Source organism: Burkholderia sp. MSMB0856 (genome assembly GCF_001524645.2).
GTDB lineage: Bacteria > Pseudomonadota > Gammaproteobacteria > Burkholderiales > Burkholderiaceae > Burkholderia > Burkholderia diffusa.
In genome coordinates this window covers 2568497-2592876 of the sequence record NZ_CP013427.1, presented here as the reverse complement: position 1 = coordinate 2592876, position 24380 = coordinate 2568497, and the positions used below count along the sequence as shown (strand labels likewise).

Sequence of the window (24380 nt, the reverse complement as noted above, 5' to 3'; positions counted from 1 at the left end):
AAACGCGATGCACAATCCGAATGCTGTAAACGCCCCCGTCCAGACGTCCCAGCCGCCGCGCCTCGGTGAGGAAATCCTGCGCGTCGATCACGTCTGCCGCGGCTTCAACAAGACGCAGGGCGAACTGCTCGTGCTCGACGACGCGAACCTGTCGCTGCGCGAAGGCGAGATCGTCGGGCTGCTCGGCCGTTCGGGCTCGGGCAAGTCCACGCTGCTGCGGATCATCGCCGGGCTGATCGAGCCGACCGGCGGTGAAGTGACCTACCTCGGCAAGCCGCTGACCGGCCCGGCCGAAGGCGTCGCGATGGTGTTCCAGACCTTCGCGCTGTTCCCGTGGCTGACCGTGCTGCAGAACGTGGAAGCCGGGCTGGAAGCGCTCGGCGTCGGCGCACGCGAGCGGCGCGAGCGCGCGCTCGCCGCGATCGACCTGATCGGTCTCGACGGCTTCGAGAACGCATACCCGCGCGAGCTGTCGGGCGGCATGCGTCAGCGCGTGGGCTTCGCGCGCGCGCTCGTCGTCGACCCGACGATCCTGCTGATGGACGAGCCGTTCTCGGCGCTCGACGTGCTGACGGCCGAAACGCTGCGCACCGACCTGCTCGATCTGTGGACGCAAGGCCGCATGCCGATCAAGTCGGTGCTGATCGTCACGCACAACATCGAGGAAGCGGTGTTCATGTGCGACCGCATTCTGGTGCTGTCGTCGAACCCGGGCCGCGTGATCGCCGAGATCAAGGTGCCGTTCAAGCATCCGCGCAACCGCCTCGACCCGGCCTTCCGCAAGCTCGTCGACGACATTTACGCGAAGATGACCGCACGCCAGACCGGCGAGGCGACGAAGAAGGGGCTCGAGCTCGGCAGCTGGCTGCCGCAGGTGTCGACCAACCTGATGGCCGGCCTGATCGAGACGCTCGCGATGGCGCCGTACCACGGCCGCGCCGACATGCCGGAAATTGCACGCACGCTGCATCTGGAGGTCGACGACCTGTTCCCGATCGCCGAAGTGCTGCAATACCTCGGCTTCGCCGACGTGCGGGAAGGGGACGTGTTCCTGACGCCGCCGGGGCGCGTGTTCGCGGAGTTCGGCACGCAGGAGCGCAAGCTGATGTTCGCGGATCACCTGCTGAAACACGTGCCGCTCGCCGCGCGGATCAAGAAGGTGTTGAACGAGCGCCCCGGCCATCGCGCGCCGCGCGTGCGCTTCGAGCAGGAGCTGGAAGATTTTCTGTCGGACGGCGCGGCCGAGGAAACGCTCGATGCGGTGATCGACTGGGGCCGTTACGGCGAGATCTTCTCGTACAACGACCAGACCGAAATCTTCAGTCTCGAGGACGTCGAGTCCTGAGCCATCGCGCCGGGCCGCAGGGCCCGGCATTCGCATGCGCCGCGCGTGTCGGGCGCCGCGCATCGCCTCGTTACTGCAGGTTGCCCCAGCGGTCGACGGCCGGTTCGGCCGATGCCCACTTCCAGTGCGTGCCTTGCTGGCACGCATTCGCGAAATACCAGTCGGCCTTGTCGCCGTCCTTCACCGAGAACGCGAATTCCTTGCACAGCGCGAGCGCCGTCGAGTACGCACGCGTGACGCGCACCTCGCCTTCGCCGTTTTCGAGCGGCAGCGTGTTCTTCACCTTCCACGGCTTCACTTCGCCGACGGCCAGGCTGCCCGCAGCTTTCGCGATCGCGTCCTGCTGATTCTGATGAAGCTGCTTCATCGTGCGGTTGACGGCCTCGTCGGTCGCCGCCTGCACGGCGATCCCGACACCGACGCCCACGGCCGGGTTCGCGGTGACGAGGCCCGTCGCCGCGCCGGCGAGCGCGCCGCTCGCCGCGCCGACCGAGCCGCAGCCCGACAGCGCGGCGCTGGCCGCGCACAGCGCGCCGATCGCCGCGATACGGATCGCGATGCTCATTGCAGCGCGCCCCAGCGTTCGGTCGCGGGTTCCGCCGACGCCCATTTCCACACGGGGCCGTCGCGGCAGATCGTGGCCACGTAGAACGCCGATTCGGCGGCCTTGTCGGCCTTCGCGGGCGTGTCGACCGCGAACACGATTTCCTTGCAGTCGAGCGGGCCGATGCTGATCATCCGGCTGACCGTCACGCGGCCCTGTTCGTCGTCCTCGATCGGGAACGAGTGGTGGGTCGTCCACGGCGCGACGCCGCCGACGTCGAGCGGGCCGGCCGCTTTCGCGATCTGCTCCTGCGTGTAGCGGTGCGCGACGCGCTGCGTGTACTGGACGCCCGCACGCGCGCCGGCGACGGCGCCGAGGCCGATGCCCGTCGCGACGGCGGCGTTGTTGGTGACCTTGGAGGCAATCGCGGCGCCCGCGATACCGGCGCTGGCGGTCGCGCCTTCGCTGTACAGCGAGTTGCAGCCGGACAGCAGTGCGGCCGTGGCGATCGCGGCCAGCACGATGCGCGCCGGCATGGCCCGACGCGGCGGTTCGAAACGAATGTTCATCCCTGAGTGCAAGTCCTGTCTGGGTGAGCGGCGACGCATGCGCGCCCGCATGCCGCGTCATTGTTTCGCAATTGTCATAGGAAAACTGCAAAGCTTTGACAAATCGGTGGGCGACGGCTCGCGCGCGTACGCGCGGCGGTATTGTCGGACAGTTGGCTGAGCGGGGGTCGAAACGTTACAAATTGAAGGCAATTGTTACCGTGGCATGCAAGCAAGCCACCTAGACTGTTTTGTTATGGAATGTTTCTACGACGGCTCCGAACCGCGTTGCTTATGAGACACCCAGCCATGCGCCGTTCGAAACGGTTTTCTCCCCGGCCGCCCGATGCGGGTGCCGAGCGCCCGCGTCCGCAGACCGACGCGCCGGCCGGCGCGCCCGACGAGACGCCGTCCGACGGCGATCACAACCAGGGCGGCGCACGCCCGGAAGGGCTCGACTATCAACGCGACCTCGGCCAGGAGCAGGACGCCTGATGCCGTCGCCGTTGCATTCCGCCGCCGCATTTCATTGCGCTCTTTGTTGCATCGCTCACATCTGAATCGCCGCGCGACCGCCTCCGGGCCGTCGCGTCCGCCTTGGCGCGCGCCGCGCGTCATCCAATCGAATCGAGGAGGGGAAGCCGCATGAGCAGATTGATCGTGGTATCGAACCGTGTCGCCGCCGGCGAGGACACGCGCCCGAGCGCAGGCGGCCTCGCGGTCGGTGTGATGGACGCGCTGAAGGAAACCGGTGGCGTCTGGTTCGGCTGGAACGGCGAGATCGTCGGTACGCCCGACGCCGCACCCGCGATCCAGCGGGATGGCAACGTCACGTATGCGACGCTCGGGCTGACCCGGCGCGATTACGATCAGTACTACCGCGGCTTCTCGAACGCGACGCTGTGGCCGGTGTTCCACTACCGCGGCGATCTCGCGCGCTTCGACCGGCAGGAGTATGCCGGCTATTTGCGCGTGAACGCGATGCTCGCGAAGCAGCTCGCCGCGCTGCTGCGGCCCGACGACCTGATCTGGGTGCACGACTATCATCTGCTGCCGTTCGCGCATTGCCTGCGCGAACTCGGCGTGAAGAACCCGATTGGCTTCTTCCTGCACATCCCGTTTCCGTCGCCCGACATGCTGCGCGTCGTGCCGCCGCACGAGGAACTCGTGAAGTTCATGTGCGCGTACGACATCGCGGGTTTCCAGACCGATGCCGACAAGCAGGCATTCACCGACTACATTGAGCGGCGCGGCATCGGCGCGGCGAGCGACGACGGGATGCTGCATGCGCACGGCCGCGTCGTGAAGGTCGCCGCCTATCCGATCGGCGTGCATCCGGATGCGATCGCCGAGGCAGCCGTCCAGTACGGCTCGCGCAAGCCGGTGAAGATGCTGCGCGATGCGCTCGCCGGCCGCAAGCTCGTGATGAGCGTCGACCGGCTCGACTATTCGAAGGGGCTCGTCGAACGCTTCCAGTCGTTCGAGCGGATGCTCGCCAACGCGCCGGGCTGGCAGGGGCGCGTGTCGCTCGTGCAGATCGCGCCGCCGACGCGCTCCGACGTGCAGACCTACCAGCGCATTCGCGAAACGCTCGAAGGCGAGGCCGGTCGCATCAACGGCCGCTTCTCGCAGCTCGACTGGACGCCGATCCAGTACCTGAACCGCAAGTACGAGCGCAATCTGCTGATGGCGTTCTTCCGGATGTCGCAGGTCGGCTACGTGACGCCGTTGCGCGACGGGATGAATCTCGTCGCGAAGGAATACGTCGCGTCGCAGGATCCGGCCGATCCGGGCGTGCTCGTGCTGTCGGAGTTCGCGGGCGCGGCGGCCGATCTGACCGGCGCGCTGCTCGTCAATCCTTACGACCTGTCGCAGATGGCGGACGCGCTCGAGCGCGCGCTGTCGATGCCGCTCGCCGAGCGGCAGGCGCGTCACGAAGAGAACCTCACGCGCCTGCGCGAGAACAACCTGTCGGTCTGGCGCGATACGTTCGTCGCCGACCTGCGCAGCGTCGCGGCGGCCGCGTCGGTCACGCAGCGCGCGGGCCGGCGAGCCGTGCATGTCTGAGCGCATGGAGGAGGGCGGCGCGGAGGCGGCGTCCGCCCGCTTCTTCGTCGTCACGGGCGGCCCCGGCTCCGGCAAGAGCACGCTGCTCGATGCGCTCGAGCGCAGCGGTTTCGCGCGCTCGCACGAGGCCGGGCGTGGTGTGATCCGCGACCAGATGGCGATCGACGGTCCGGCGCTGCCCTGGCGCGACCGGGCCGCGTTTGCCGAGCAGATGCTGAACTGGGAGATGCGTTCGTATCATCTCGCACGAGGCGCGCGCGGGCCCGTGTTCTTCGACCGCGGTGTGCCGGACGTGATCGGCTACTTGCGTCTGACGGGCCTCGCGGTACCCGCGCACGCGGAGGCCGCGGCGCGGCGCTTCCGTTATCACCGGCGCGTGTTCATCGCGCCGCCGTGGCCCGACATCTACACGCAGGACACCGAGCGCCGGCAGGATTTCGCCGAGGCAGTGCGCACCTACGACGCGATGGTCGATTGCTATACGGCATACGGGTACCGGCTGATCGAGCTGCCGTGCGTGAGCGTGAAGGCGCGCGTGCGCTTCGTGATGGACGCCCTCGACGCCGCGTGACCGGCGGGCGCCACGCGCGGCGGCGTCAGGTCGTCGCGTCGGGGCGCGGCGACGCGATGCGCAGCATGCTGACCACCGCGGCGAGCGCCGCGAACACCGTGGCGACATAGAGCGCGATCGTCGGCCCGCGGTCGGGCGCCAGCCCGAAAATCAGTGCGACGAGCGCGGCCCCGAGCGTCTGGCCCGTCAGGCGTGCCGTGCTCAGCATCCCGCCCGCGCCGCCGCTGCGCTCGCGCGGCGCCGACGACAACATCGCGCGATTGTTCGGCGACTGGAACAACCCGAAACCTGCGCCGCACAGCGCCATTCGCCACACGATGTCGACGGTGTCCGGATGCGCGCCGATCGTCGCGAGCGACAGCAGCCCGGCCGCGAACAGCGCGAGCCCGATTCCGCCGAGAATGCCGGCCGAGTAGCGATCCGACAGCACGCCGGCAAGCGGCGCGGCGAATACGATCACGAGCGGCCACGGCGTCATGTAGAGGCCGGTTTCGACCTGCGAGAACCCGAGCGAATGCTGCAGCCAGAACGGCAGCGCGACGAACGCGAGCATCTGCGACGTGAACGACGCAACCGACGTGCAGATCGACAGCGCGAACATCGGGATGCGCATCAGGTCGACCGGCAGCAGCGGTGCCGGCTGCGACAGCTGCCGCTTCACGAAGAAGTAGCCGACGGCGAACGCGATCGCCAGTTCGCCTGCGACGTACGCGTGGTTTTCGCCGTGACCGAGCCCGTCGACGGCCATGATGAGCAGGCCGAACACGCACGCGTTCATCAGCGCGCTCGGGAAGTCGTATGGCGCGTCGTGCAGCGGGTTGGCCGGCAGCGCCCGGAGGCTGCCGAACACCGCGGCGATGCCGATCGGCACGTTGACCGCGAACAGCCAGGGCCACGACGCGAACGACAGGATCGCCGATGCGACCGTCGGGCCGATCGCCGACGACAGCGCGACCACCATCGCGTTGATCGACAGCCCGCGCCCGAGCATCGACGACGGGTAGATCATCCGCACGAGCGCGGCGTTCACGCTCATGATGCCGGCTGCACCGAACCCCTGTATCACGCGCATCACGGCGAGCACGGGCAGCGAGCCGGCGAGCGCGCAGCCGAGCGACGCCGCGGTGAAGAGCGCAAGCCCGGCGATGTAGATGCGGCGATAGCCGACGCGTTCGCCGAGCGACGCGAGCGGCAGCAGCGTGATCGTGACCGCGAGCTGGTACGCGTTGACGATCCAGATCGACGCGGCATCGGACGCGTGCAGGTCGCGCGCGATCGTCGGCAGCGCGACGTTCGCGATGGCGCCGTCGAGCACGGCGAGCGTGATGCCCAGTGCGACGCAGACGATTGCCCAGTAGCGTTGCGGAAGCGGCAGGCCGGTATCGGCGTTCATGACGGGAGCGAAGGCGTGATTGTCCGCGTGCCCGGATGCCGGTTGCGTGCGCAACCATGCTCGCGGGTGGAGGCGGCGGTGAACGGTCCGGTCAGCCTCGCGGCGCCGGAGCGGGACCGGTCGAGTGTATCACCGGACCGTTTCGCGCGACGCCGCCAGCGGCCGGCCGGCGTCCGGTGCGTGCGCTCAGCCTTCGAAGTCGAGGCCGCCGAGCCGCACGAGCGGGTCGGCCTGCGTGCGCGACGCGAGATCGATGTCGCGCGCGCCCTGCCATGCGCTCAGTTTCCTCGGCAGCGCGCTCAGGTAGTGCTCGAATCGCGCGGGCCCGTCGGGTGCCATCAGTCGTTCGATCTCGTCGGTGTCCCAGGTCAGCTCGAGATTCAGCGGATGCGCGAAGCCGCTCACGTGCTCGTGCGGCGCGCTGCGGATCTGCACGCGCGTCGGTTGCCCGTGCCCGCCGTATGGGACGACGCCGGTCAGCACGTGATCGGCGAAGTAGGCGGCGATCGCCTGCGCAATGCGCGGCGCGAATTCGGTATCGAAACGGCGGGCGGTTTCGGGCTGCATGAAGGCGTCTCCTGTGTGCCAAAAATCGTAGCACGGCGGTGCCGCGTTTCGGTGTGCGTGATACGCGTAATGGCGCGTTACCACTTGCTGCATCTATTACGGCCGTGCGCAGCCACAATGCATTGCATCAAGTACCACTTCGCGTGGGAGTCCATCATGAAAAGAATTGCCGCAGTGTGTGTCCTCGCCGGTTCGCTCGCCGTGGCGGGCCCGGCGTCCGCGCATGGCCGCGACGGGGGCGCCGTTATCGGCGCGCTGATCGGCGGCGCGTTGCTCGGCGCGATCGTGACGTCGGCGATGAATCCGCCCGTCGCGTACCAGGCGCCGGTGTATCAGGCACCGGCCTATCAGCCGCCGACGTACTACCAGGCACCGGCTTACCAGCAGCCGGCTTATCCGACCTATCAGCAGGCGCAGTACCAGGACGACGGCCCGGACTATTGCTACGACCGCTATCAGCGCCCGTACGTGTGCGGCGCGCCGGTGTCGGGCGGCTATGCGCGGCCGGCCGGGTGGTAAGCGGGCACGCGTCTGACGAGTGGGCAGGCTCGGCGCTGCATCGCCGGCGTTGCCGGACTCCCGGCAGGGCGGACGACAAAAGGCCCTCGCAGTGATGCGAGGGCCTTCGTGTTTTGGCGGTCGTCTATCGGTTCGTTTCGGTCGCGTGTGAACCGTGTGCGGATACAAACGGTTGCAATTGCGTCAGTGGCGATGACCGCCGCCGTTGCCTTGGCCGTTCCCGCCGCCGTCATTCCAGTCGGCGCGGCGTCCGTCGCCGCGGCCCCAGCCGCCATGACGGGCGCGCTCGCCGCGGTCACGGTCCCAGCCACCGCGGTCACGATTCCAGCCGTCGCGTCCGCGATCCCAGCCGCGACGGTCGCGGTCCCAGTCGCGCCCGCCGCCACCGCCCCAGATGTTGACCGTGCCGTACACGGGCGACGGTGCGTAGGTCGGGCCGTACGCATAGCCCGGATCGGAATAGTAGGTCGGTCCGTAGCCGTATCCGTATCCGGCGTCCGGCCCGACGACGCACCCGGCCAGCAGCGTGGCGACGCCGGCGGCGGCAATGAGCTTGAGCATGATGATCTCCGTTGGTTCCCCTATAAGTACCGCGCGCGGGGATTGCCGGCTGTTTGCAATTGTGTCGTCAAATTACAGCCTCGTAAGGTCGTGCGACGAAAGTGTTAGCATCGGAGCCTATTTTGTTTATCAGGAGCACATCGATGAAATTCGCGATCCGGGCCGTCCTGGCCGCCTTTTGCGTGACGACCGCTGCCGCCGCCTGCGCGGCCGGGCCCGCATCGGCGCCCGCCGTGCCGGCCGAATCGATCAAGATGTTCCCGCAGCCGGCGGCTGGCCAGCAGCGCGCGGTGATCGCGCTGCCCGCGCTCGAGAACGAAGGCGACGCGCGCGTTGAGCTGATGATCGGCAAGACGCTGCAGACCGACTGCAACCAGCAATGGTTCGGCGGCGAGCTGACCGCCGAGGACGTGAAGGGCTGGGGCTATACGTATTACCGGTTGACCGACGTGAAGGGGCCGGCATCGACGCTGATGGCCTGCCCCGGCCAGGCGCCGCAGCAGCGCTTCGTGCAGGTGCGCGGTGACGGCCAGCTGCTGCGCTACAACAGCCGCCTGCCGCTCGTCGTATACGTACCGGACGGTTTCGACGTGCGCTACCGCGTGTGGCATGCGTCGAAGGACGTGCAGCACGCCGTCACGCAGTAACGCACCGACCGGCGCGGTCATGCGGGGGCGCTTGCCGCTGCATGACCGTGCGGTCTTGCGGGTTTCTCTCCGGAGCCCGTTACGGTATCCGCCGCTCGCGTCCGCGAGCGCCGGCCATGCGGCCAGCGCGGTTTGCGCGGCCACCCCCAGATCGCGACGGCTCGCGCCGTAGCGCGTCTGAATCGACATCCCTTGTTGCAGCGTCACGTAGAAGCGCCCGATCGCATCGAGGTTCGCGTGCGCGGTGAGCTCGCCGGTTACCACGACTTCGCCAAGGCGCGCGCGTAACGCCGCGACCGTCTGCTTGCGCATCGCGATCAGCGTTTGCCGGAGTACACCACTGAACGCAGGGGCTTGCGCACGATCTCGGCGTGCGGCATCTCGGTCAATCTCGTGCATTCGGCGACCGATACCGACATGAATCCGGCCGACGGGTAGCACACCGTCGCACAACCCATCGCGGATGGCGATTCCGCAAGGCGGCAAGGCCGAGGTTGTGGTGGCGCTCGTCGCGCTCGTCGTCGGGCCAGTGGGGGAGGTCGATCGGCGGGACGGGGTTGACGATCGACGGCGGCGCGAATGCGCAAGGGGCGATGGCCGGTGCGACCTGATCGGACGGCGTGACGTTTACGGCTGGCAGCCGAGCTGCCGATGCTCGACCTCCAAATCGGCTCGTTTGTCGTAAGCACGCAGCTCGTTGCGCGGCTTGCCGTCCGGGCCGATGCCGCGCACGACCTTATGGCCGCGGTCCGGCGCATGTTTGACAGCATCAATGCCGGCGGCCAGTTCGCTGCAGCGAGCAACGGGCGACGCGCGTTCCGGCCGGCGTGTTGCGGCATCCGCGACGTTGGCGACGCCCGGGCTGACGTATCGATGCTTCGGCGTCGCCGTGCCGGTCGCGCTTGCGACGCCGGCGGCATTCGCCGTGCAGATCAGCGCCGAAAACATGGCCAGGGCCGCGAGTGTTCGAATCATGGTCGAGGTCCGTGTGCAGATGAAGGTTCGGGATTCTACGTAATCTCCCGTGCATGTCGATTGCGCTCGGTCAGGGTGCGATCGCGTGTCGCATGTCGTCGTGATGAATGGAAGAGGACAACGAAATATTTCACAGGTGAAATGTGGAATTCATTTACAAAGTGATCAAGCGTACTTACGATGACGCCAATTTGGGCTAGCGGAACTTCGTATGCGTACAGTCGATCGGGCGACGTTTGCCGCGCTCTGCCTTTGTCTTGCCGCATGTGGCGGCGGCGACGACAACGCGGCCGCGGGCGCGCAGACCGTTGCGGGCACATCGACATCGTCCGTCGCGCCTGCCGGTGCAGCATCCGGTGCATCGGCTTCATCGACGAATTCCGGCAGCCCGGTGTCGACCGCCGGGGCGACCGGTACGGCGTCCGGCGCGACGCGTGCGCCTTCCAATGGCACCAAACCCGTTCTCGTCGCCGATGTGACGGTCTTCCCGGCCGCCGACGGCAGCGACCAGGCCGACGCGTTGCAGAAAGCATTCGACAGCCTGCGTGCCGGTCAACGCCTGGTCATCGCACCGGGACGCTACGTCGTCGGGCATTCGCTTGCCGTGACGGTGCCCCAGACGGTGATTTCCGGATACGGCGCGACGCTGGCCGCCACGAATCCGGCCGACCAGACAATCGTGATGCGCGGTGCCGGTTCGACGCTCGTTGGCGTGACGCTGGCCGGCACCGGCGCGACGCGCCTCACGACGCCCGAGTCGACGAAAGTCGAGGTGACGGGCTCGGACGTTCAGGTGCTCGGCGTGACGATCCAGGGCGGCGCGAGCGCCGGGATCTTCGTGTTCGGCGGCAACGGCATCGCGATCGTGGGCAATACCGTGCGGGCGACGCTGGCCGACGGCATCCATACGACTTACGGATCGGCCAACGTACTGGTGCAGAACAATACGGTGGCCGGCACCGGCGATGATCTGATCGCCGTGGTCAGCTATCTCGGCGACGGCCGCCTGAGCAACAACGTGCTGATCGACCATAACGCGGTGTCGGGCAACGCGTGGGGGCGCGGCATCACCGTCGTCGGCGGGCAGGCGGTAACGATCTCGAACAATACGGTCGACGGCGTCGAGAAGGCGGCGGGGATTCTGGTCGCGCAGGAAGACAGCTGGAAAACCTACGGGTCTTCGAACGTCGTCATCAAGGGCAATACCGTGACCAACATCCAGAACGCGAACGTGAACAACGGGCTGCAGCCGACGCAGCAGGGCGCGATCGAGCTGGATACGTGGTCGGGAACCGTGTCGGATGTCACGGTGGCGGACAACCGCGTGTCGGGCTCCGGCTATGCGGGTTTCCGGGCGTACGGGAACGTCTGTTCGTTCAGTGTGACGGGCAACACGTTCTCGTCGATTGCCGGCTTGCCGGTCTGGTTGTTGACGAATGGTTGCGCGGCGAACCAGATCGTCGTCGATGCGAATCGGCTCGGGGACGGCAGTCTGCTGGTGCTGCCGGCCGGGGCGTCGCCGACGGGGACGTTTGCTGTGACGGGCGCGAATGCGAGTCTGATGCCGCAGGTCAGGACGGGGTTGATGCAGTGACGGGGCGGTGAGGCCGGAAGGCGGGTGGGCGTTGTGGCAAAGCCCGATGGAGGTGGTTGCGGCCGAGCCGCGACTAGGTGAGCACGTGCACGATCCTGCGCCCGGATGCAGCAAATGCGGGCGACGCGGGTTTGGGACAGGGGGGAAATCGGGAAATTGCTGGTCCCCCGACAGAATTCATGTCTGTATGATGGAAAAGAGCCGAGGCGGTATGGATTGCTAAAAGACCCCCAAAACAACCCCCTGACGTTCAAGGCCATGAAGGGCGACCGCCTGACATATGGTCAAGCCGGCCTGTTGCGATCAGCTTGCTAGACAATGCAGCGCGAAGAAAGGCGACACTTGCAAGAAAGGTCGCCTTTTTTGGGGCCGGTCGTGATTAGAGGCCGCTTTATGCTGCTTCGAGATTGCTTCCGCACCAGGCATCGATGCGCGCAACGACGATCCGATATTTGAGGCCGAATCGCAACCTGGACGCGACCGTGTCCTTGGCCACTTGATGTACCGCGTTGACGTCCAGAGTGCTGTCACAAAAATACTCAGCAGGGGGCAGTGCGAATTTTGCGCCGCCGTTCGCTGGAATTGTCGTGCGGAAGCCGGCACGCCGCATACGGTCATGCAACTGCGTATAGTCCGAACTTTTAGGATCGCGAAGTAACTCAACTCGCGTTAGGTACCACGTCATAGTTACACCTTTCGAGAATGTGTAGATCAAGAGCGGATCCCCGAATCGAGGATCCGCCGATCAACCCCTTGCTTATCGGCTCGGGGCCGAGCGCCAGTGCTTGCAGACATGCTCCAACCGCCCGAAGCGGAAGCGCACGTACTGGCTCACACGGACGACTTTCGGACGTACGTTCGGATTGAACATAGTCACCTCGTCATGTTGAGGCGCGCTGTGTTTTTTCTTGTTGCACTCGAGCGTCCCGAGATCTACAATCCCGTTGCCTTTGACGTATCGAGCCCGGTGGCGAAACAACGCTTACCGACACCGCTCATGGGGAGCTAGAGCGCCAACTCTAGCCCTCCAATCAAATCAGTCGCTCATTCCGCAAGTTCTTCAATCGATTCTCGGCAGCCGGGGCACTGACGCCACATCGCTGCTGAATCAGTTGCGAATTTCCTCCCAGCGCCCGAACAACTGCGACCGGCATCAGCAATTCAGCGGTCAGATTGTTCGCCTGCCACTCGCTGTCTTCCCACCATTCATGTTGTCCGAGTACCGCGCCACGGTGCAGAGTAACTGCGTGATCGAGCACGATGTGACTGAACTCATGGACCACCGTGTACCGCGAAAACGCGCTTCCTTCGGATAGCTTGTCGTAGACGTCCGCTCGGATCACGATGAGCTTTCGCTCGGGAATCGCGAAAGCGGCGGTCTCGACAAGCTCGGGCGAGTCGTCCGGGTGGAACGTGTACTGCGCGCGGTGCAGCACATTCTCCAGCAGATGACTCGCATCGAGATAATAGGGATCGCTTTTGTAACAGCCTTCGCTCACAAGCATGGGGCGAAGCTCGTCCGCAACCGCGCGCAACTGCACGCGGTTGCGCGGCGCTACTTTGTAGCCCGACGGGCGTTTAGGCCCGACTCCCTGATCACTCAGAACGACCATTTTTGACCTCGCGTCTCAGCCAATTCATCACTTCATCAGGAACCCCAGCACCCTCCGTCAATCGTCGCGCAAAGGCGGCGACCAACACCTTCTCATCACCACCCAAAGATGAGACGGGCACAATGTCGACCGATTTCGCAGCCGAATCTTGCAGTTCTTTCAACTGCTCTTCCGACAATCTCCCTTGAAAGAACCGAAGCGAGTCTTCCGCGATCTTCGCGGTAAGCTGTTTATCGCCCAGTTCGATCGAACTCAGGTATGCAGAACTGACGCCAAGCGCATCAGCCATAGACTTCAACGTAAGCCCCAGTTCCAGTCGGAGCTTTCTTACGCAAAGTCCGAACGGGGTAAGCTTCATCACAAGTTCTCCAGTGTTCGACGCCTAGGTGTCGATGTCGTCCTCTCGGTTAAGCAGTAAGCCGATCAGCTTACATGGTGAAGTATATGCCGATCGGGAGGGATGTCAACTATTTGGCTTACGGCCTGATCTCACTACTGTTGTGCAAAAGCAACGACTACGCTAACTGACCTGGCAAAGGGGCAAGCGGGAAACCATGGGCGAGGGGATCCAATTCGAGCGATCGGCGCTGTACGGGGGGCGGCTGATCCGGTCAGCACCATATGGACACAGACATATCTAATGAGCGATACGAGCAAGCTCGGCAACTTGGTGCGACGGCTTCGCGCTCGCGTGGAGCGGAGCTCGAGTCGCGAGCAGTCTCTCGACTGGAAGGCCGCAGATGCGATCGACCACCTGCAGGCTGAATGCGCGAGGTTGGAGGCCGAAACGCGATCATTGCGGAGAGAGGCGGCGCAAGCGGAGCGACATGCCGCCACCACGCCCGCGCAACCTCCGGCGGATGTCGGAGTGTCCGAATCGCATGCAGCATCGACGGCGAACGCTCTCGGCTTGCAAGAGGCGGCGGAGTTGCTCAACGTCTCTTACTCAACCGTTTTCGCGAATAAGCGAGCCCTGGGCTTTTTCCAGGTTGGGCGCCAATGGCGTATATGGCCGGAAACGCTGCGGGAGGAAATGGAGCAGCGAACGAAGAAACCGAGTTCCAGGGGCTCTGGCATTGACCCGTGTCTGCCGGCCGATCGAATCCCGCCGCTTCGGCCGCGTAGTTTGTCGCCGTCCGCGCGCCAAGCGGAGAAGGAGTTTGATGCGTTACTCAGGGCTCACAAGCAGAAGAAAAAGTGACGATTCGTATATCGCGAGCGAACTAGGAGGCTGAGGGGATGGACGTACGAAACGAACGTGCAGAAGATGATCGGGCGCTTGAACTGGCACGGCGGCAGGTATTGCGAACCCCTCTCGATCGATGGTGGGAGCGCCTGGAGGATCTATCGTCAACTTGGGACCTTGAGACCGTCAAGCATCTTGTGGTGCTGAACGCGGCGGGTTTTGCGGGCGTTGCCACGCTATTGGCAGGTGGAAAATTGCCGCAACCGAAATGGGCGGCTGTTGCACCATTGCTTGGGTATGGACTCGGTGTCGTTCTTGCAATCGCCAATATGTATCTTGCTTCGGCGGCCTACAGCAGGATGCGTGAGGAAGTCAAAGAACGGATCGCTGCGGTTGATGATGTATCTAAGCAAGTCGACCACGTGTTCGATCGTCTCGCCGGCGGCCGGCGCTTCATTATCGCGGGACAGACATGCGGATGGGCCAGCGCGACGCTTGCGGTTGCGAGTACGGTCATGATCGGCGTTAGCCTCGTCAACTGACCTGCATCACGGCGCTTATCATTGCTTCAGAGGTGAGGGAGATGGAGAACGACGATTCTAAGAAGCTTGATGGGCGACGTATCAGCGCGAAAGAAGCCGCTGAATTCTTGGGCGTGCCATACCAGAGCATTAGCCGGATCGATCGCCAAGGTGAATACATCAAACGATACCGGCTCGGCCATAAGACATATGTGTACGACTTGGATTCGCTGCACGTGTTTCTCGAGGCAAAGCTCGTCAGACCGCCAGCGCGAATCGATCGGCCTCTACAGCCAGTCAAGGCGAGACGCGTGACGATCAGCTCCCCCGAAGGAATCGGATCCCCGTTACAGGAATTTCTTCGCCAACAGCTCAATGGAATCGGCCCGAAAAAGAAGCGCAAGGGAAGGCAGTGAAGCTCGGGGGACTTAGATGAAGATCAGGTTGGCGTCAGCGGAGATTCTTGGCGAGGAAGTAGGTTGCCGCCACGAGCGCAGTCCCAAAGCTACATACGAATGTGACGAGCTTCCAGGTCTGTGCGTTTATTTCGCGATGCAGGTCTTCCTTTGTTGCCACGGATTCCAGGCGAGTTTCGATCCTCACGAGGCGCTCGCGAGTTTCACGCTTGGGTGCTTCGGGCGCTGAAATTCGGGTTTCCATTTTTTTATCATGAGACTGGGCGACAGTCCCGTCAACGTGGTCTCGAAGGTCATGGCATTCTTTTGATCCGTGAGACGTTCTACTCAGCGTTACATGCCTGCTCCGTCGCGGGTGTCCCGAAGGGCTTCGCCAGCAAGGGGAGCGCCGGCTCGTGTACGGGCGCAAGCGGCGCGTCAAGATCGAGGCCGACAACGCGCAGGGTCTCGAGCGCGACATACGCACTAACCTCGAATGGGTCGTCGCTGAGCATCACGGGATCCATGCCCCCCTTGCCAAGCAAGATACCTTCGCCCTCGAACCGCACCTGCCAACCGAGGATTCGAGCAACCTTGTCGATACGCGAGCGCAGCGCATCTTGCGAAAACGCGAAACTGAGGGTCCCGTCGAGCATCGCCAGACGTGCGCCAGCAGTTGCAGCGGCCGACGAGTGGTTGACAGAATACCGCGTGGTCGCCGCGAGTTTGTCAACCGATGCCGCCCCCGTGTCAACCACCGAGAGCGCCGACGCTGGGACTGGCGAGCCCTTGCTGTAGTACTTCTTCATGCGCGCATCGGTCGCTTCGACATCGACCGCGGATCCTTGCAGTACAAGCCATCCGGCGCTTTTCCACTTCGATACCATTTGCCGCGATACGCTACACATTGACGCGAATGCGGACTGCGAAACTGTCGTCATAGATTTCTCCTATTGGCGGTTCTGTCAACCTGTCAACCAAATTCAAAAAGTCTGTAGCTAGCCGGAGATCGCGCGTGCGCAGTGCCCATGCAGCAGGGCCCTCAGTAAGGACCCGCGACGGCCAGGCGGGCACACAGCCGCCCTGAAATCCAGTCTTTTCCGCTGGCCGATGCGCTCACCACGGCCCGGCAGCGCGGTCGGCGATCGCGCGACTCTGCACAACTCACGATAAGGGCAGGTGCCTTGCTGGTCGGGCGTTTGCGGGCGCCTTTCGCCACTCGTTCGCCACTGCGTGACGTGACCATCATCGGAATCCGTATTGCTCAGCGATGCGCGCCTGAGCCCGGGCCGCATGAGCCAGATCCGCCTCGAGATAGCCGATGGTCGTGAGCGGGCTCTTGTGTCGCATCACACGCTGAATCACCTGTACCGGGGCGCCATTTTCACTGAGCAGCGTGGCGAATGTACCGCGCAGTCGGTGCGGAGTGATCTCGCCGATGCCGATGCGCGCGTTGGCGGCTTTAATGCTTGCACGCGTGAAGCCGCGAGCGAACGCTCGGCCGTCAGGACGCGCCACGATCAATCCGGTGGGCTGCCGAAGAGGCCGAAGATAGTCGAGCAGCCACGCCGGAACTGGAACCGGATCAGCCTCGCGTCCCTTGGTGCGCCCAGGAATGTATATCTGACGGACGAGATCCAGCCATTCCCACCGCGCGGTGGCCGCCTCCGATTCTCGAAGACCCATTCCCAGCATGAGCCGGATCGCGATACGTACGGGGCCGCTAGCGACGGTGTCGATCGCTGCCAGCCACTGGCCTGAGAGATCGACGGGCAATGTTGCGCGGGGACGGCGCTGCAGCTTGAGCATTTTCACCTTGAAGGGGACGTGATCGACGATGCCACGGTGAACGGCCCAGTTCGCCAGCAAACGAACGATGCGCGACCAATGATTGACCGAGCTCGGTGCGTGTGACCGGAGATGCTGAGTGCGGGCCTCCTCGACGGCTGCTGTGGTCAGGCAGTCGATCGGCGTATTGCCCAGCTGGTAGAGGTGAAGCCGTCGGAATGCATCAACGCCTGCTAAATGAGACGGACTTACGATCATCCCATGTGCATCGATCCACGCTTGGGCCAGCTGTGAAAGTGTGGGAATAGCAAGTGCCGAATGATGGTTGCAAGCGGCACATGCCGATCGAAATGCGCGGTGTGCGATGGCCACTGCGTCGGCATATACCACGCTCTTCGTGGAGCGCTGGACGCGCCGGCGATCGACTTGAAACCGATAGTGCCAAATCTTTCCCACGCGAAATACTGAGATCTTCATAGGAAAAATGTACAAAATTGGGACTCGTCATAACCAATGGTCGCCAGATCGAGCTTTACGCAGTTGGATTTGGTAAATACCTCTGAATATCCGGAGATTGCGCGGTGTAGTACGTTTCCCATCGCGGATCGTCTGCGCCGATTTCATCCGAGTGTGGCCATACCTCCGTGTCTTGACGGGTATTGAAATACCCAACAATTTCCGTCTTCGAGTCGTCAGAAAAATTCACGTAAATCGTCGCCATGCTGTCCACCTCAGATGGTGTATGAAGTGTTGTATAGGGTTGCCTGGTTGAACGTCCCCGAGGACAACAGTGCCGACCAGTAGTATTTCTGCGGCGTCACAAGCGGGACGTTGGAAAATCGACCACCAGCCGTCTCGCCAGACGACGCGGCAGACCCCGCAACCTGCTGCCCCCCGATGTTGGTGGACGTGCCAGCGATGTTGACCTGTGCGTTGACCGCGTTGGTCGAATTGATTGAACCCCACCCGCTGAACGTCTTCGCGTTCGGAGGGAGACCGATCGTACCCTGTGTCAAAGACGAGATCTGCGAGTTCGTCTGCGCGAATAAGCTCGTTACCGTATGGATTTCACGATCGACCTGCACAACGGGGAACATCTGGCCGCTGGCGTTCGTCAGCAACGCACTCACCAGGGCAGAGGCGGTATAGCCAGCCGGCATATTGCCGCCGCCGTAGATGCTCGGGGCGACCGTCGCGCTCGCGTTCGTCGCAAGCAGCGCGCTTGCCCCTGTAGTCGGGTTGTAGATTGCATAAATTGCGACCGTTCCGTTCGGAGACGCAGAGCCGGCATCCATCCCGCCGGCGCCGGTGCCACCCAGATTGATCGTTTTGTTAAAGTTCGAAAGAGCGAACGTTTGTCCTCCGAGTGCGCTCCCCACGATGATCTGATCGGCCGTCAGCGTTGCGGTCGCGGATGCGGCCGGAATATTCATGGCCAAATTTCGGACCGAGCCGACGACCGGCGAATACATCTTCTGCAACGCACTGTTGACTTGGTTATAGGTCGTCTTCGACCGCGCGATTCCTGCTGCGGCCAGAATGCTGCAGAGTTCTTCTTGGATCATGTTCATCCATGAGCCACGAACCTTCGTCGCGGGCGTGCCGGTGGCCGGATTCCCTTCAGTGAAGTATCCCTCGGTGCTAGCGGCTTCAGGCGCCGGCAGCGAAGTGGCAGCGGTTGCGTCATCAATGCGATACATTCCGATCCTCCTTGTTGATGCCACCGTTCAACGCAGGGTTTCCGGGCGTCTCGCCGCACACTTCCCCGGCAATGAGGCACGGTTTCCAGGTGTATTCAGACGCGCCGCCATTCGCAGCCGTCTGATCGATTCGTTCCGTCATTCGACTTCTCCAATTCATGTGGTGAGGGGTGCTGCCGCCTGCCGCGGTTGGGCCCGACGCTTGACGCGTGACGTCGGGAGAGGCCCCGCTTCCAGGAGCATCGGCAACTGCCGGTGTTTTCGCCCACCGCCGGCTGGGGCGTGACGAGCTTCCGCTGTTACTCGTAGCTGCTCATGTCGAGCCGATGGAAGTTGCCGGCATATTCGCTCGGTTGATCTTGCCGCCATGTCGGGCGCCATGCCGGGCGGTCATCGGGCGGTGAGGCATCCACGACTTCGGGCCCGGCGGATTGCGGGTTGGAGCTCGGGAGCGAGTCCTCACCGTGAATCGCGACCATGCGATTGACCTTGAGGCTGCGCGCCAGCGATTCACCGATCCACACGTCGTCGCCTTCGCTGAAGGTGACAGGCTCCGACGAAATGACCTTGCCCGTTGCAGCGGAACGGACGATCCTCGGCTCTGCCTGAATCGATCCCTTGATGATTCGCACCTTGACCTGCTTCTCTTCGGGCTCGGGCCGCGCCGGCGCAGTGCAGTCGACGCCGGCGTCGACGAGCGAATCCACCAGGTTGGCGATGTGTTGCTCGGCGAATCCTCGCGTGAGGGGATCGGCCCATGCGGGCAGATACCAGTGTTCGGGATAGTCGGACGTATATTCAGCCGCAACCTTCGGATCAGCGAGCCGAGATGCGGTGTGCGGAACGCGCACACCGGATTCGCGAATGTCAGTGAGGACGCGCTCGCCACGAGCCGGGAACGGTTGATGGTCGAGTGCTGCGCCGGCGTGCTTCCAGGCTCTTCCGGCAGCGACCATAGCGGCGACACCTTCCTCCATTGCCGCAACGGCCGCGAGGTATTTCTCGAGGCCGGCATCGTGATACGCGAGGATCTCGACCCGGATGGCTTCACGGCGTTGCTCTTCGAGACTGGCGAGCTCCGCTTCGGCGATGCGCAAACCCTCGTCATAGATTTCGAGTGCGTCGCGAGCTGCGCCGGCTGCTGCGAGCGCTGTCGCATGTTGCTGCTCGGCGTTCGCGATCTGCGCGTCGATCGCGGCGGTGTTTGCCGTCTTCTTCGCGACCATCGCCTCGGCGAGCACACGGCGCCGCTGCGATTTCAATTCGTCGAGCGTAACGAGGTGCGCGTTCGCCCCGTCGATGCTCGCCTGCGCCGCGTTGCGATCGGACGTCACCCGCTCGATTGCTTTGTGTTGAGCGGCGATCTTGTCCTGGATCTTCTGGATTGCTTTCACTGAATGGCTCCCATGGCCCTAAAGCGATCGATACGGTTGTCGCCCTGGAAATCGGAGGAGGGCGTCGCGTCGGCTCGATCCTTCGCAATGGCGGTGGTGATGGCCTGGGCCGCATCGATCGACAGGCCAGACTTCATCAACGCCACGCCGACCCACGGGCATCCGACCTTGGCAGCAGCCTCGTAGATCGCCTTGCAGCGAGCGCGCTCGTCGTCGATGTCGTGCTGACGCGCGGCCGACGCCGCCTCATTTGCGCCCGGTTTGGTGAGCGCCTGGACGGTATGACTGAATGCAGTGGAATCCGGCAGCTGCGGTTTTCGCTCCGGCAGCTTCGCAGCACGGCGGATCGCTTGAACGGCTCGGCTCGACGCCGACGGCTTCGATTCGAACGGAGTCGTCGATGCGGTGTGATGACGCCCGAGAAATTGGGCGAACGGCAGCGCGGCTGCCTTGATACGCTTCACGATCATCCTCCCCAGGTAAGTGACTCAACCGGATGCCGAGCCAGTGGAGATAGGTTCGTGGAGCGTTTTGGCGCGCACAATGGCGCGAGAGATTAAAAATTGAAAATGGCAGTGTTCAGCGAAAACGCCTTGCTGCCATTGTTAGCGAGGGTATATGAGGGACGATCTGTAGATTAGAGACTACAACGCGCCATCACGCGCGCCAGTCGCGCCACTGCGCCAAGCAGTCAACCTGCTCGAGCTGTGGGGGCGACGACGATATGACGCCACTTCCATCCTTTCAGAAGCACTCTCCGGAAGGTTTGCGGATCTACGGCACGGGCAGGAAAGCGCGAATCTTTTCGCAGTTCGGTTGCAACATCGGCCATGACGTCACGTTGGCTCGTGCCACCGTATCCCCGTTGGACGTTGCGCTGTGCAATTCGATTTGCCTGTTCATGGGCAACGTTTCGCCAGTACGGGTCGCTGCGCCAGGACAGGCCGGCTGTCGGGCCGCCGATTGCGCTGTCCGCTGACCATGGTGCAAGGGCTTCAGCAAAGTGCTTCTGACCAATAGTGACTGGCGTCCCTCGTGCAGTCAGCCAGCGGTTCAGCTCATCCAGTGTGACGGCACCAACGTGCACGGCACCCACTATTGAGCCAGGTCGATCAGGTGGAATTTGAGTTCGATCTCCTGAGTCAAGCACACGAAGCGTTCCGCTCAAGAAGCCAGCCATCAGCTCGCTTTGCCATTTCTGGGCAATGGCAGGTTGCCGATCGGGAGAATCTGTAGCGATAGCGCGCGCGATCGCCCGTGCGGCATGCTCAATACTGACCATGGTGTTTCCTCGTTTTGTTGGCTGCCCGGGCACGCTCAAGCCGCTCTCTGAAATGGGCGAGATCCGGCCGGAGGGTGCTGATCGGCTGGCGCTCGATCGCCCCGATGACGAGATCATAGTCATCGTCGCGCCAGCGCTCGAGCTTCGCCAGTTTGTCAACGACCTCAAACAACTCGCGCTGCATCGATTCGAGGAGGCAGGGGGCGATATACGGGCCCCACGGGAGAAACGGCCCGTCTTCCAAAGGAAGGCCGTTCAACTCGCGCGCGCACTCACGCAGTGCATCCCGGTTCGCTCGCATGACAGGCAGCAATCGATCGGCTGACGCCTTGGGGCCGCGCCAGCTCAGGCGGTCGCCATTGACGATTAGGGTGATCCCGACTCGCCGGCATTCCGTCCAAATTTCGAAGGGCGTCATACATCACCTCCGGGCTCTGAATCCGAAGAATTCTCCGAAGGCGACACTCCCTTGACAATGTCCCCTTCGGGAAAATCACCAAAATCGACCGCCTGCAAACCCTTGCCAGAGCCGAAGGGGACATGACTTCCCGAAGGGGACACGGTATAGAGAGTGGGATTCTTCGTGTCTTCTTCGTGGGCTGTCTCTTTCGCGAGCGCCCATTCCCATCCTTCCTTCATCCCAATTTTGCGTTTCTGGACGTCGAGTTTAGATGCGGCACGCTGCATCATTTTCCAGTTGAAACCGGCGCCATCTGCGTCAGCTTTCAGAACCTTCGTCCGGACCGGTCCATCCGACAGTAGGCCAGCCAGAAATTCGCAGGCATCGTCCAGCCCGGTACGCTCTTCGTCATCTTGCTCAACGTCGCCCAGAATGTCGCGGGCGGATCCGTCGATCAGTGCGCCCCATACAACCCGACTTGCAGTGATCCCCACCGTTTCGGTCAGTTCGAGCGAGTACGCAACGCCACCTTCATCCGGGGCGATATTCGATTTTGCGCGGGCCAAAATCCGGCGCTCGGCTGCCTCGTCCTTGCCGGCAACTAGCACCATGCGGGCGAGCGCAACGAACGCCTGTGAGCCGATAACGCGCTCGGCGGGGGAGCTACCCTTGGTCCCCTTTGCAAAATGCGAAATGCCGAGTACGCAGCAGCCGTGCGCGCTGGCCATATCGACCAGCGACTGAAGATTTCTTCGCACGTCATTGACACGGTGAGCATCGCCGGACACTGCTGAAACAATCGGATCGAGGATCAGCAATCGCGCCGCGTCCATGTCGGCCAGCCGCTCTGACAACAGCGGCATGTCGGCTGCCGGATCGAAAGGAAGCAGCCCCCCATTCTCATCAGTGCGGCCCGTGATGATGTGCACCCGATCGAGATCGGCGCCGGCCGCCATCAGCCGCGGAACGATCGTATCAGCCGGGTTGTCCTCGCCGCTCCATACGAGAACATCGCCGATACGATTACAGGCTGATCCGTCCGGCCACGTGCCGCCTGTTGTGACGGTCGCTGCCAATGCTAGGGCCAGAGTCGTCTTACCGGTTCCCGGCGAACCGGCCAGTAGAGTCAATTTCCCCTCCGGGAGCCAATCCGACCAGAGCCAGCGAATCGCCTCCGGCACAATGGCGGAAGCACGCGAGATCGTGACCGCCGGCCGTGCTTTTTCATCATTCACGCTGCGGGTCTTAGCAAAGAACGCTGAGCGCGCCGCGGCTACGCGACCCGCCTCGAGTTCGTCCTCGAGATCGAAATCGGCAAGGTGATCCGTCATAGCCGGCCCTCCGCTGCTGTCCGAGTGAGCCAGATCTTCGCTGCCGTCACGATGTTTGCCGTTACCCACTCTTTGTGCTTTTCCCACTCGCGGTTACCCATCTGTTTCTTGCAGCGCTCAATTTCTCTATCGATCATGGCGTTGACGAGCGACCGGATGTTTTCGGCTTTCGTCGAGATCATGCGGCACCCTTATCTGTTGAGGACTGCAAATCGTACTTGATACGACGAGACGTGCTGGTCGCCAGCCGTTCCTTCAGACGCGTGCGCAACCTGAAATCTGATTCGCTACCAATGTACGCGAGGCGTCCAATCGTCTCGACTTCGTCTGCAATGAAGTGCAATAGGGTCGACTGACTTCCATCCTGAAGTGCTCCGCATTCCGGATTGTCATCTGCGCCGCGGTCGTCACCAACGAGGCAAGCAATGCCGGAGATAACCGTGCCGAGTTTGAACGCGGCATTTACTGCTTCACCAGTCGCAACCGCCAGATACTCGAGATCCTCGTCGGACGCCGTATTCGCGTCGAAGTGGTCCCAAAGAAAGGCGAGCAGACCCGCTGCATCGGGTTGTCGATTAGCCATGGCTCACCTCCGCACGAGCCCGTTGCTGTGCAACACGCCCCCGCGCGAGCTCGTATTCTTCGCGCAGCATGTCGATCAACAAAGGCAGTGCGGCTTCGAGCTCCTCGGGCTCGAAATGACCTGCGTCGATGCTGAGACCGAAGATCGCGCGGCCGCTGATAGCGCAGTCTCGACTGACGCCAGGGATGCGCACGAACTTGCCGTAGTTTCGACTGTTGTTAGACATGGAACACCTCCGCTTGAGCGATAGCCGTGGCGATACGGCGCGTGAACGCATCATTGAAGGCCGTTCGGCGGTCCTCGTCGGACGGTACCGGCGCCAGTCCGTCCAACAGGTTCGCGAAGCGGTGGTCGCGGAAATCAGCCATGCTCACCGCTGACTGCCCGAGCCAGAGCTCGGCTGCATGCGACCCAGCGCGAGCAAAGAGCGGATATTGTTGAACCGAGCTACGGATGTGCTCTGCGCTGACGGACGGGGCCGGCGCGCGAAGCGATGCCCGGATGATTTCGAACAGGGGCGAGTTCATGCGCGCACCTCCGTCGCATTACGGTTGGTGCGGGTGGCGTCTTCAATGCGGCGCTTAAACGAACGCTCGAACGCTGCGAGGCAGTCGGAGTAGGAGTTGATGCGGCCCAGGCCGGCGACGAGATTGTCGAACGTCGACCGGCACCATTGGTTCGGGCGCGAGGTCGGGCGGACCTTCATCCAGTGCTCAGCAGCGCGAATGCCGGCGAGTTGGAACAGATCCGGCGTGAGGGTGGTCGCGGGCGTCGACGGCCGGCCGGTACGCCAGGCGCTCGGCACGATGTCGAACGGATCGGCCGGCTGAGCGGGAGTATTCGGGATGGCGGCAGC

At 63.4% G+C, this 24380-nt stretch carries 34 protein-coding genes and 1 pseudogene; 10 read left to right on the top strand and 25 right to left on the bottom strand.

The genetic code is table 11. From position 1 onward, the window contains the following. Nucleotides 1-7 precede the first annotated feature (7 nt). Nucleotides 8-1345 carry an ABC transporter ATP-binding protein gene (locus WS87_RS13370; protein ID WP_059468207.1) on the top strand — a complete coding sequence of 446 codons (1338 nt, stop codon included), beginning with the start codon at nt 8-10 and terminating at the stop codon, nt 1343-1345. 70 nt (nt 1346-1415) lie between these two features. On the opposite strand, the gene WS87_RS13365 is transcribed toward WS87_RS13370, so the two are convergent. Together WS87_RS13365 and WS87_RS13360 are read right to left on the bottom strand one after the other, a co-directional pair. Beyond that, on the bottom strand, nt 1416-1910 hold the full coding sequence (locus WS87_RS13365; protein ID WP_059820278.1) for a hypothetical protein: 495 nt from the start codon (nt 1908-1910) through the stop codon (nt 1416-1418). Next, nucleotides 1907-2458 carry a hypothetical protein gene (locus WS87_RS13360; protein WP_059820279.1) on the bottom strand — a complete coding sequence of 184 codons (552 nt, stop codon included), beginning with the start codon at nt 2456-2458 and terminating at the stop codon, nt 1907-1909. Before WS87_RS13360 ends, WS87_RS13365 begins: the two co-directional genes overlap by 4 nt. Before the next feature lie 288 nt (nt 2459-2746). Between WS87_RS13360 and WS87_RS13355 the strand changes: the two genes are divergently transcribed. From WS87_RS13355 to WS87_RS13345, 3 genes are all read left to right on the top strand, one after another. Continuing rightward, nucleotides 2747-2932 carry a hypothetical protein gene (locus WS87_RS13355; protein ID WP_059527452.1) on the top strand — a complete coding sequence of 62 codons (186 nt, stop codon included), beginning with the start codon at nt 2747-2749 and terminating at the stop codon, nt 2930-2932. Between the two features lie 150 nt (nt 2933-3082). Beyond that, nucleotides 3083-4504, top strand: a complete 1422-nt coding sequence (otsA, locus tag WS87_RS13350) for an alpha,alpha-trehalose-phosphate synthase (UDP-forming) (RefSeq protein ID WP_059820280.1) — start codon at nt 3083-3085, stop codon at nt 4502-4504. Beyond that, a complete protein-coding gene (locus tag WS87_RS13345) occupies nt 4497-5075 on the top strand; it encodes an AAA family ATPase (protein ID WP_059820281.1) in 579 nt (192 codons plus the stop codon). Before otsA ends, WS87_RS13345 begins: the two co-directional genes overlap by 8 nt. Nucleotides 5076-5100: 25 nt before the next feature. Here the strand turns inward: WS87_RS13345 and WS87_RS13340 are convergent, their stop codons facing one another. Continuing rightward, nucleotides 5101-6468, bottom strand: coding sequence for an MFS transporter (locus WS87_RS13340; protein WP_059820282.1), 1368 nt, complete (start codon nt 6466-6468; stop codon nt 5101-5103). A gap of 186 nt (nt 6469-6654) precedes the next feature. After that, on the bottom strand, nt 6655-7035 hold the full coding sequence (locus WS87_RS13335) for a DUF5594 family protein (protein ID WP_059527440.1): 381 nt from the start codon (nt 7033-7035) through the stop codon (nt 6655-6657). A gap of 156 nt (nt 7036-7191) precedes the next feature. Here WS87_RS13335 and WS87_RS13330 point away from each other — a divergent pair, with 156 nt between their 5' ends. Next, entirely contained in the window at nt 7192-7554 is a 363-nt protein-coding gene (locus WS87_RS13330) for a hypothetical protein (protein ID WP_059820296.1), read from the top strand. A 183-nt stretch (nt 7555-7737) separates the two neighbouring features. On the opposite strand, the gene WS87_RS13325 is transcribed toward WS87_RS13330, so the two are convergent. Continuing rightward, nucleotides 7738-8115, bottom strand: coding sequence for a hypothetical protein (locus WS87_RS13325; RefSeq protein ID WP_059820283.1), 378 nt, complete (start codon nt 8113-8115; stop codon nt 7738-7740). A 143-nt stretch (nt 8116-8258) separates the two neighbouring features. Here WS87_RS13325 and eco point away from each other — a divergent pair, with 143 nt between their 5' ends. Continuing rightward, on the top strand, nt 8259-8762 hold the full coding sequence (eco, locus tag WS87_RS13320; protein ID WP_059820284.1) for a serine protease inhibitor ecotin: 504 nt from the start codon (nt 8259-8261) through the stop codon (nt 8760-8762). Nucleotides 8763-8852: 90 nt separating this feature from the next. On the opposite strand, the pseudogene WS87_RS34235 reads toward eco, so the two are convergent. Together WS87_RS34235 and WS87_RS13310 are read right to left on the bottom strand one after the other, a co-directional pair. Continuing rightward, nucleotides 8853-9104 (bottom strand): annotated as a pseudogene (locus tag WS87_RS34235) (TetR/AcrR family transcriptional regulator); the annotation flags it as partial. Between the two features lie 285 nt (nt 9105-9389). Continuing rightward, nucleotides 9390-9710: a hypothetical protein gene (locus WS87_RS13310; protein ID WP_236873190.1), complete on the bottom strand. Its 321-nt coding sequence runs from the start codon at nt 9708-9710 to the stop codon at nt 9390-9392. 502 nt (nt 9711-10212) lie between these two features. Between WS87_RS13310 and WS87_RS13305 the strand changes: the two genes are divergently transcribed. After that, a complete protein-coding gene (locus WS87_RS13305; protein WP_059820297.1) occupies nt 10213-11331 on the top strand; it encodes a right-handed parallel beta-helix repeat-containing protein in 1119 nt (372 codons plus the stop codon). 391 nt (nt 11332-11722) lie between these two features. On the opposite strand, the gene WS87_RS33600 is transcribed toward WS87_RS13305, so the two are convergent. The 3 genes from WS87_RS33600 to WS87_RS13290 all read right to left on the bottom strand — a co-directional run bounded on the left by WS87_RS33600 (nt 11723) and on the right by WS87_RS13290 (nt 13302). After that, nucleotides 11723-12046: a hypothetical protein gene (locus WS87_RS33600; protein ID WP_159085674.1), complete on the bottom strand. Its 324-nt coding sequence runs from the start codon at nt 12044-12046 to the stop codon at nt 11723-11725. A gap of 316 nt (nt 12047-12362) precedes the next feature. Beyond that, nucleotides 12363-12944 carry an ImmA/IrrE family metallo-endopeptidase gene (locus WS87_RS13295; RefSeq protein ID WP_082750731.1) on the bottom strand — a complete coding sequence of 194 codons (582 nt, stop codon included), beginning with the start codon at nt 12942-12944 and terminating at the stop codon, nt 12363-12365. Continuing rightward, nucleotides 12928-13302 carry a helix-turn-helix domain-containing protein gene (locus WS87_RS13290; RefSeq protein ID WP_053060305.1) on the bottom strand — a complete coding sequence of 125 codons (375 nt, stop codon included), beginning with the start codon at nt 13300-13302 and terminating at the stop codon, nt 12928-12930. Before WS87_RS13290 ends, WS87_RS13295 begins: the two co-directional genes overlap by 17 nt. Before the next feature lie 282 nt (nt 13303-13584). On the opposite strand from WS87_RS13290, the gene WS87_RS13285 reads away from it, so the two are divergent. From WS87_RS13285 to WS87_RS33590, 3 genes are read left to right on the top strand one after another with little or no spacing between them, the layout of a single operon-like run. Beyond that, nucleotides 13585-14145, top strand: a complete 561-nt coding sequence (locus tag WS87_RS13285; RefSeq protein ID WP_059820288.1) for a helix-turn-helix domain-containing protein — start codon at nt 13585-13587, stop codon at nt 14143-14145. A 38-nt stretch (nt 14146-14183) separates the two neighbouring features. Continuing rightward, nucleotides 14184-14672, top strand: a complete 489-nt coding sequence (locus tag WS87_RS33595) for a hypothetical protein (RefSeq protein ID WP_159085673.1) — start codon at nt 14184-14186, stop codon at nt 14670-14672. A 41-nt stretch (nt 14673-14713) separates the two neighbouring features. After that, nucleotides 14714-15067, top strand: coding sequence for a hypothetical protein (locus WS87_RS33590; protein ID WP_159085672.1), 354 nt, complete (start codon nt 14714-14716; stop codon nt 15065-15067). 34 nt (nt 15068-15101) lie between these two features. Here WS87_RS33590 and WS87_RS33585 read toward each other — a convergent pair whose 3' ends face one another. From WS87_RS33585 to WS87_RS13220, 15 genes are all read right to left on the bottom strand, one after another. Then, entirely contained in the window at nt 15102-15311 is a 210-nt protein-coding gene (locus WS87_RS33585) for a hypothetical protein (protein WP_159085671.1), read from the bottom strand. A 79-nt stretch (nt 15312-15390) separates the two neighbouring features. Further along, entirely contained in the window at nt 15391-15987 is a 597-nt protein-coding gene (locus WS87_RS13275) for a hypothetical protein (RefSeq protein WP_159085670.1), read from the bottom strand. 304 nt (nt 15988-16291) lie between these two features. Continuing rightward, nucleotides 16292-17311, bottom strand: a complete 1020-nt coding sequence (locus tag WS87_RS13270) for a tyrosine-type recombinase/integrase (RefSeq protein ID WP_082750687.1) — start codon at nt 17309-17311, stop codon at nt 16292-16294. A 254-nt stretch (nt 17312-17565) separates the two neighbouring features. Beyond that, on the bottom strand, nt 17566-18534 hold the full coding sequence (locus WS87_RS13265; RefSeq protein WP_059819712.1) for a hypothetical protein: 969 nt from the start codon (nt 18532-18534) through the stop codon (nt 17566-17568). Further along, nucleotides 18521-18676, bottom strand: coding sequence for a hypothetical protein (locus tag WS87_RS33580; RefSeq protein WP_159085669.1), 156 nt, complete (start codon nt 18674-18676; stop codon nt 18521-18523). Before WS87_RS33580 ends, WS87_RS13265 begins: the two co-directional genes overlap by 14 nt. Nucleotides 18677-18833: 157 nt before the next feature. Then, nucleotides 18834-19928, bottom strand: coding sequence for a hypothetical protein (locus WS87_RS13260; protein ID WP_059816349.1), 1095 nt, complete (start codon nt 19926-19928; stop codon nt 18834-18836). Continuing rightward, nucleotides 19925-20392 (bottom strand): hypothetical protein, encoded by a 468-nt coding sequence (locus WS87_RS13255; protein WP_159085668.1) that lies wholly within the window; start codon nt 20390-20392, stop codon nt 19925-19927. Before WS87_RS13255 ends, WS87_RS13260 begins: the two co-directional genes overlap by 4 nt. A gap of 227 nt (nt 20393-20619) precedes the next feature. Next, nucleotides 20620-21210 (bottom strand): hypothetical protein, encoded by a 591-nt coding sequence (locus WS87_RS33575; protein ID WP_159085667.1) that lies wholly within the window; start codon nt 21208-21210, stop codon nt 20620-20622. After that, the gene (locus tag WS87_RS13250) at nt 21197-21628 is read right to left on the bottom strand and encodes a hypothetical protein (RefSeq protein ID WP_059816340.1); all 432 of its coding nucleotides are present in this window, start codon (nt 21626-21628) and stop codon (nt 21197-21199) included. The genes WS87_RS33575 and WS87_RS13250 overlap by 14 nt, the downstream gene beginning before the upstream one ends. Further along, a complete protein-coding gene (locus WS87_RS13245) occupies nt 21625-22941 on the bottom strand; it encodes an AAA family ATPase (protein ID WP_082750566.1) in 1317 nt (438 codons plus the stop codon). Before WS87_RS13245 ends, WS87_RS13250 begins: the two co-directional genes overlap by 4 nt. After that, nucleotides 22938-23123: a hypothetical protein gene (locus tag WS87_RS13240; RefSeq protein WP_059816337.1), complete on the bottom strand. Its 186-nt coding sequence runs from the start codon at nt 23121-23123 to the stop codon at nt 22938-22940. Before WS87_RS13240 ends, WS87_RS13245 begins: the two co-directional genes overlap by 4 nt. Then, nucleotides 23120-23524 carry a hypothetical protein gene (locus tag WS87_RS13235; protein WP_107938136.1) on the bottom strand — a complete coding sequence of 135 codons (405 nt, stop codon included), beginning with the start codon at nt 23522-23524 and terminating at the stop codon, nt 23120-23122. The genes WS87_RS13240 and WS87_RS13235 overlap by 4 nt, the downstream gene beginning before the upstream one ends. Beyond that, entirely contained in the window at nt 23517-23750 is a 234-nt protein-coding gene (locus tag WS87_RS13230; protein ID WP_059816335.1) for a hypothetical protein, read from the bottom strand. The genes WS87_RS13235 and WS87_RS13230 overlap by 8 nt, the downstream gene beginning before the upstream one ends. Beyond that, nucleotides 23743-24051 (bottom strand): hypothetical protein, encoded by a 309-nt coding sequence (locus WS87_RS13225; RefSeq protein WP_059816333.1) that lies wholly within the window; start codon nt 24049-24051, stop codon nt 23743-23745. Before WS87_RS13225 ends, WS87_RS13230 begins: the two co-directional genes overlap by 8 nt. Further along, nucleotides 24048-24329 (bottom strand): hypothetical protein, encoded by a 282-nt coding sequence (locus tag WS87_RS13220; RefSeq protein WP_107938135.1) that lies wholly within the window; start codon nt 24327-24329, stop codon nt 24048-24050. The genes WS87_RS13225 and WS87_RS13220 overlap by 4 nt, the downstream gene beginning before the upstream one ends. Between the last annotated feature and the right edge of the window lie 51 nt (nt 24330-24380).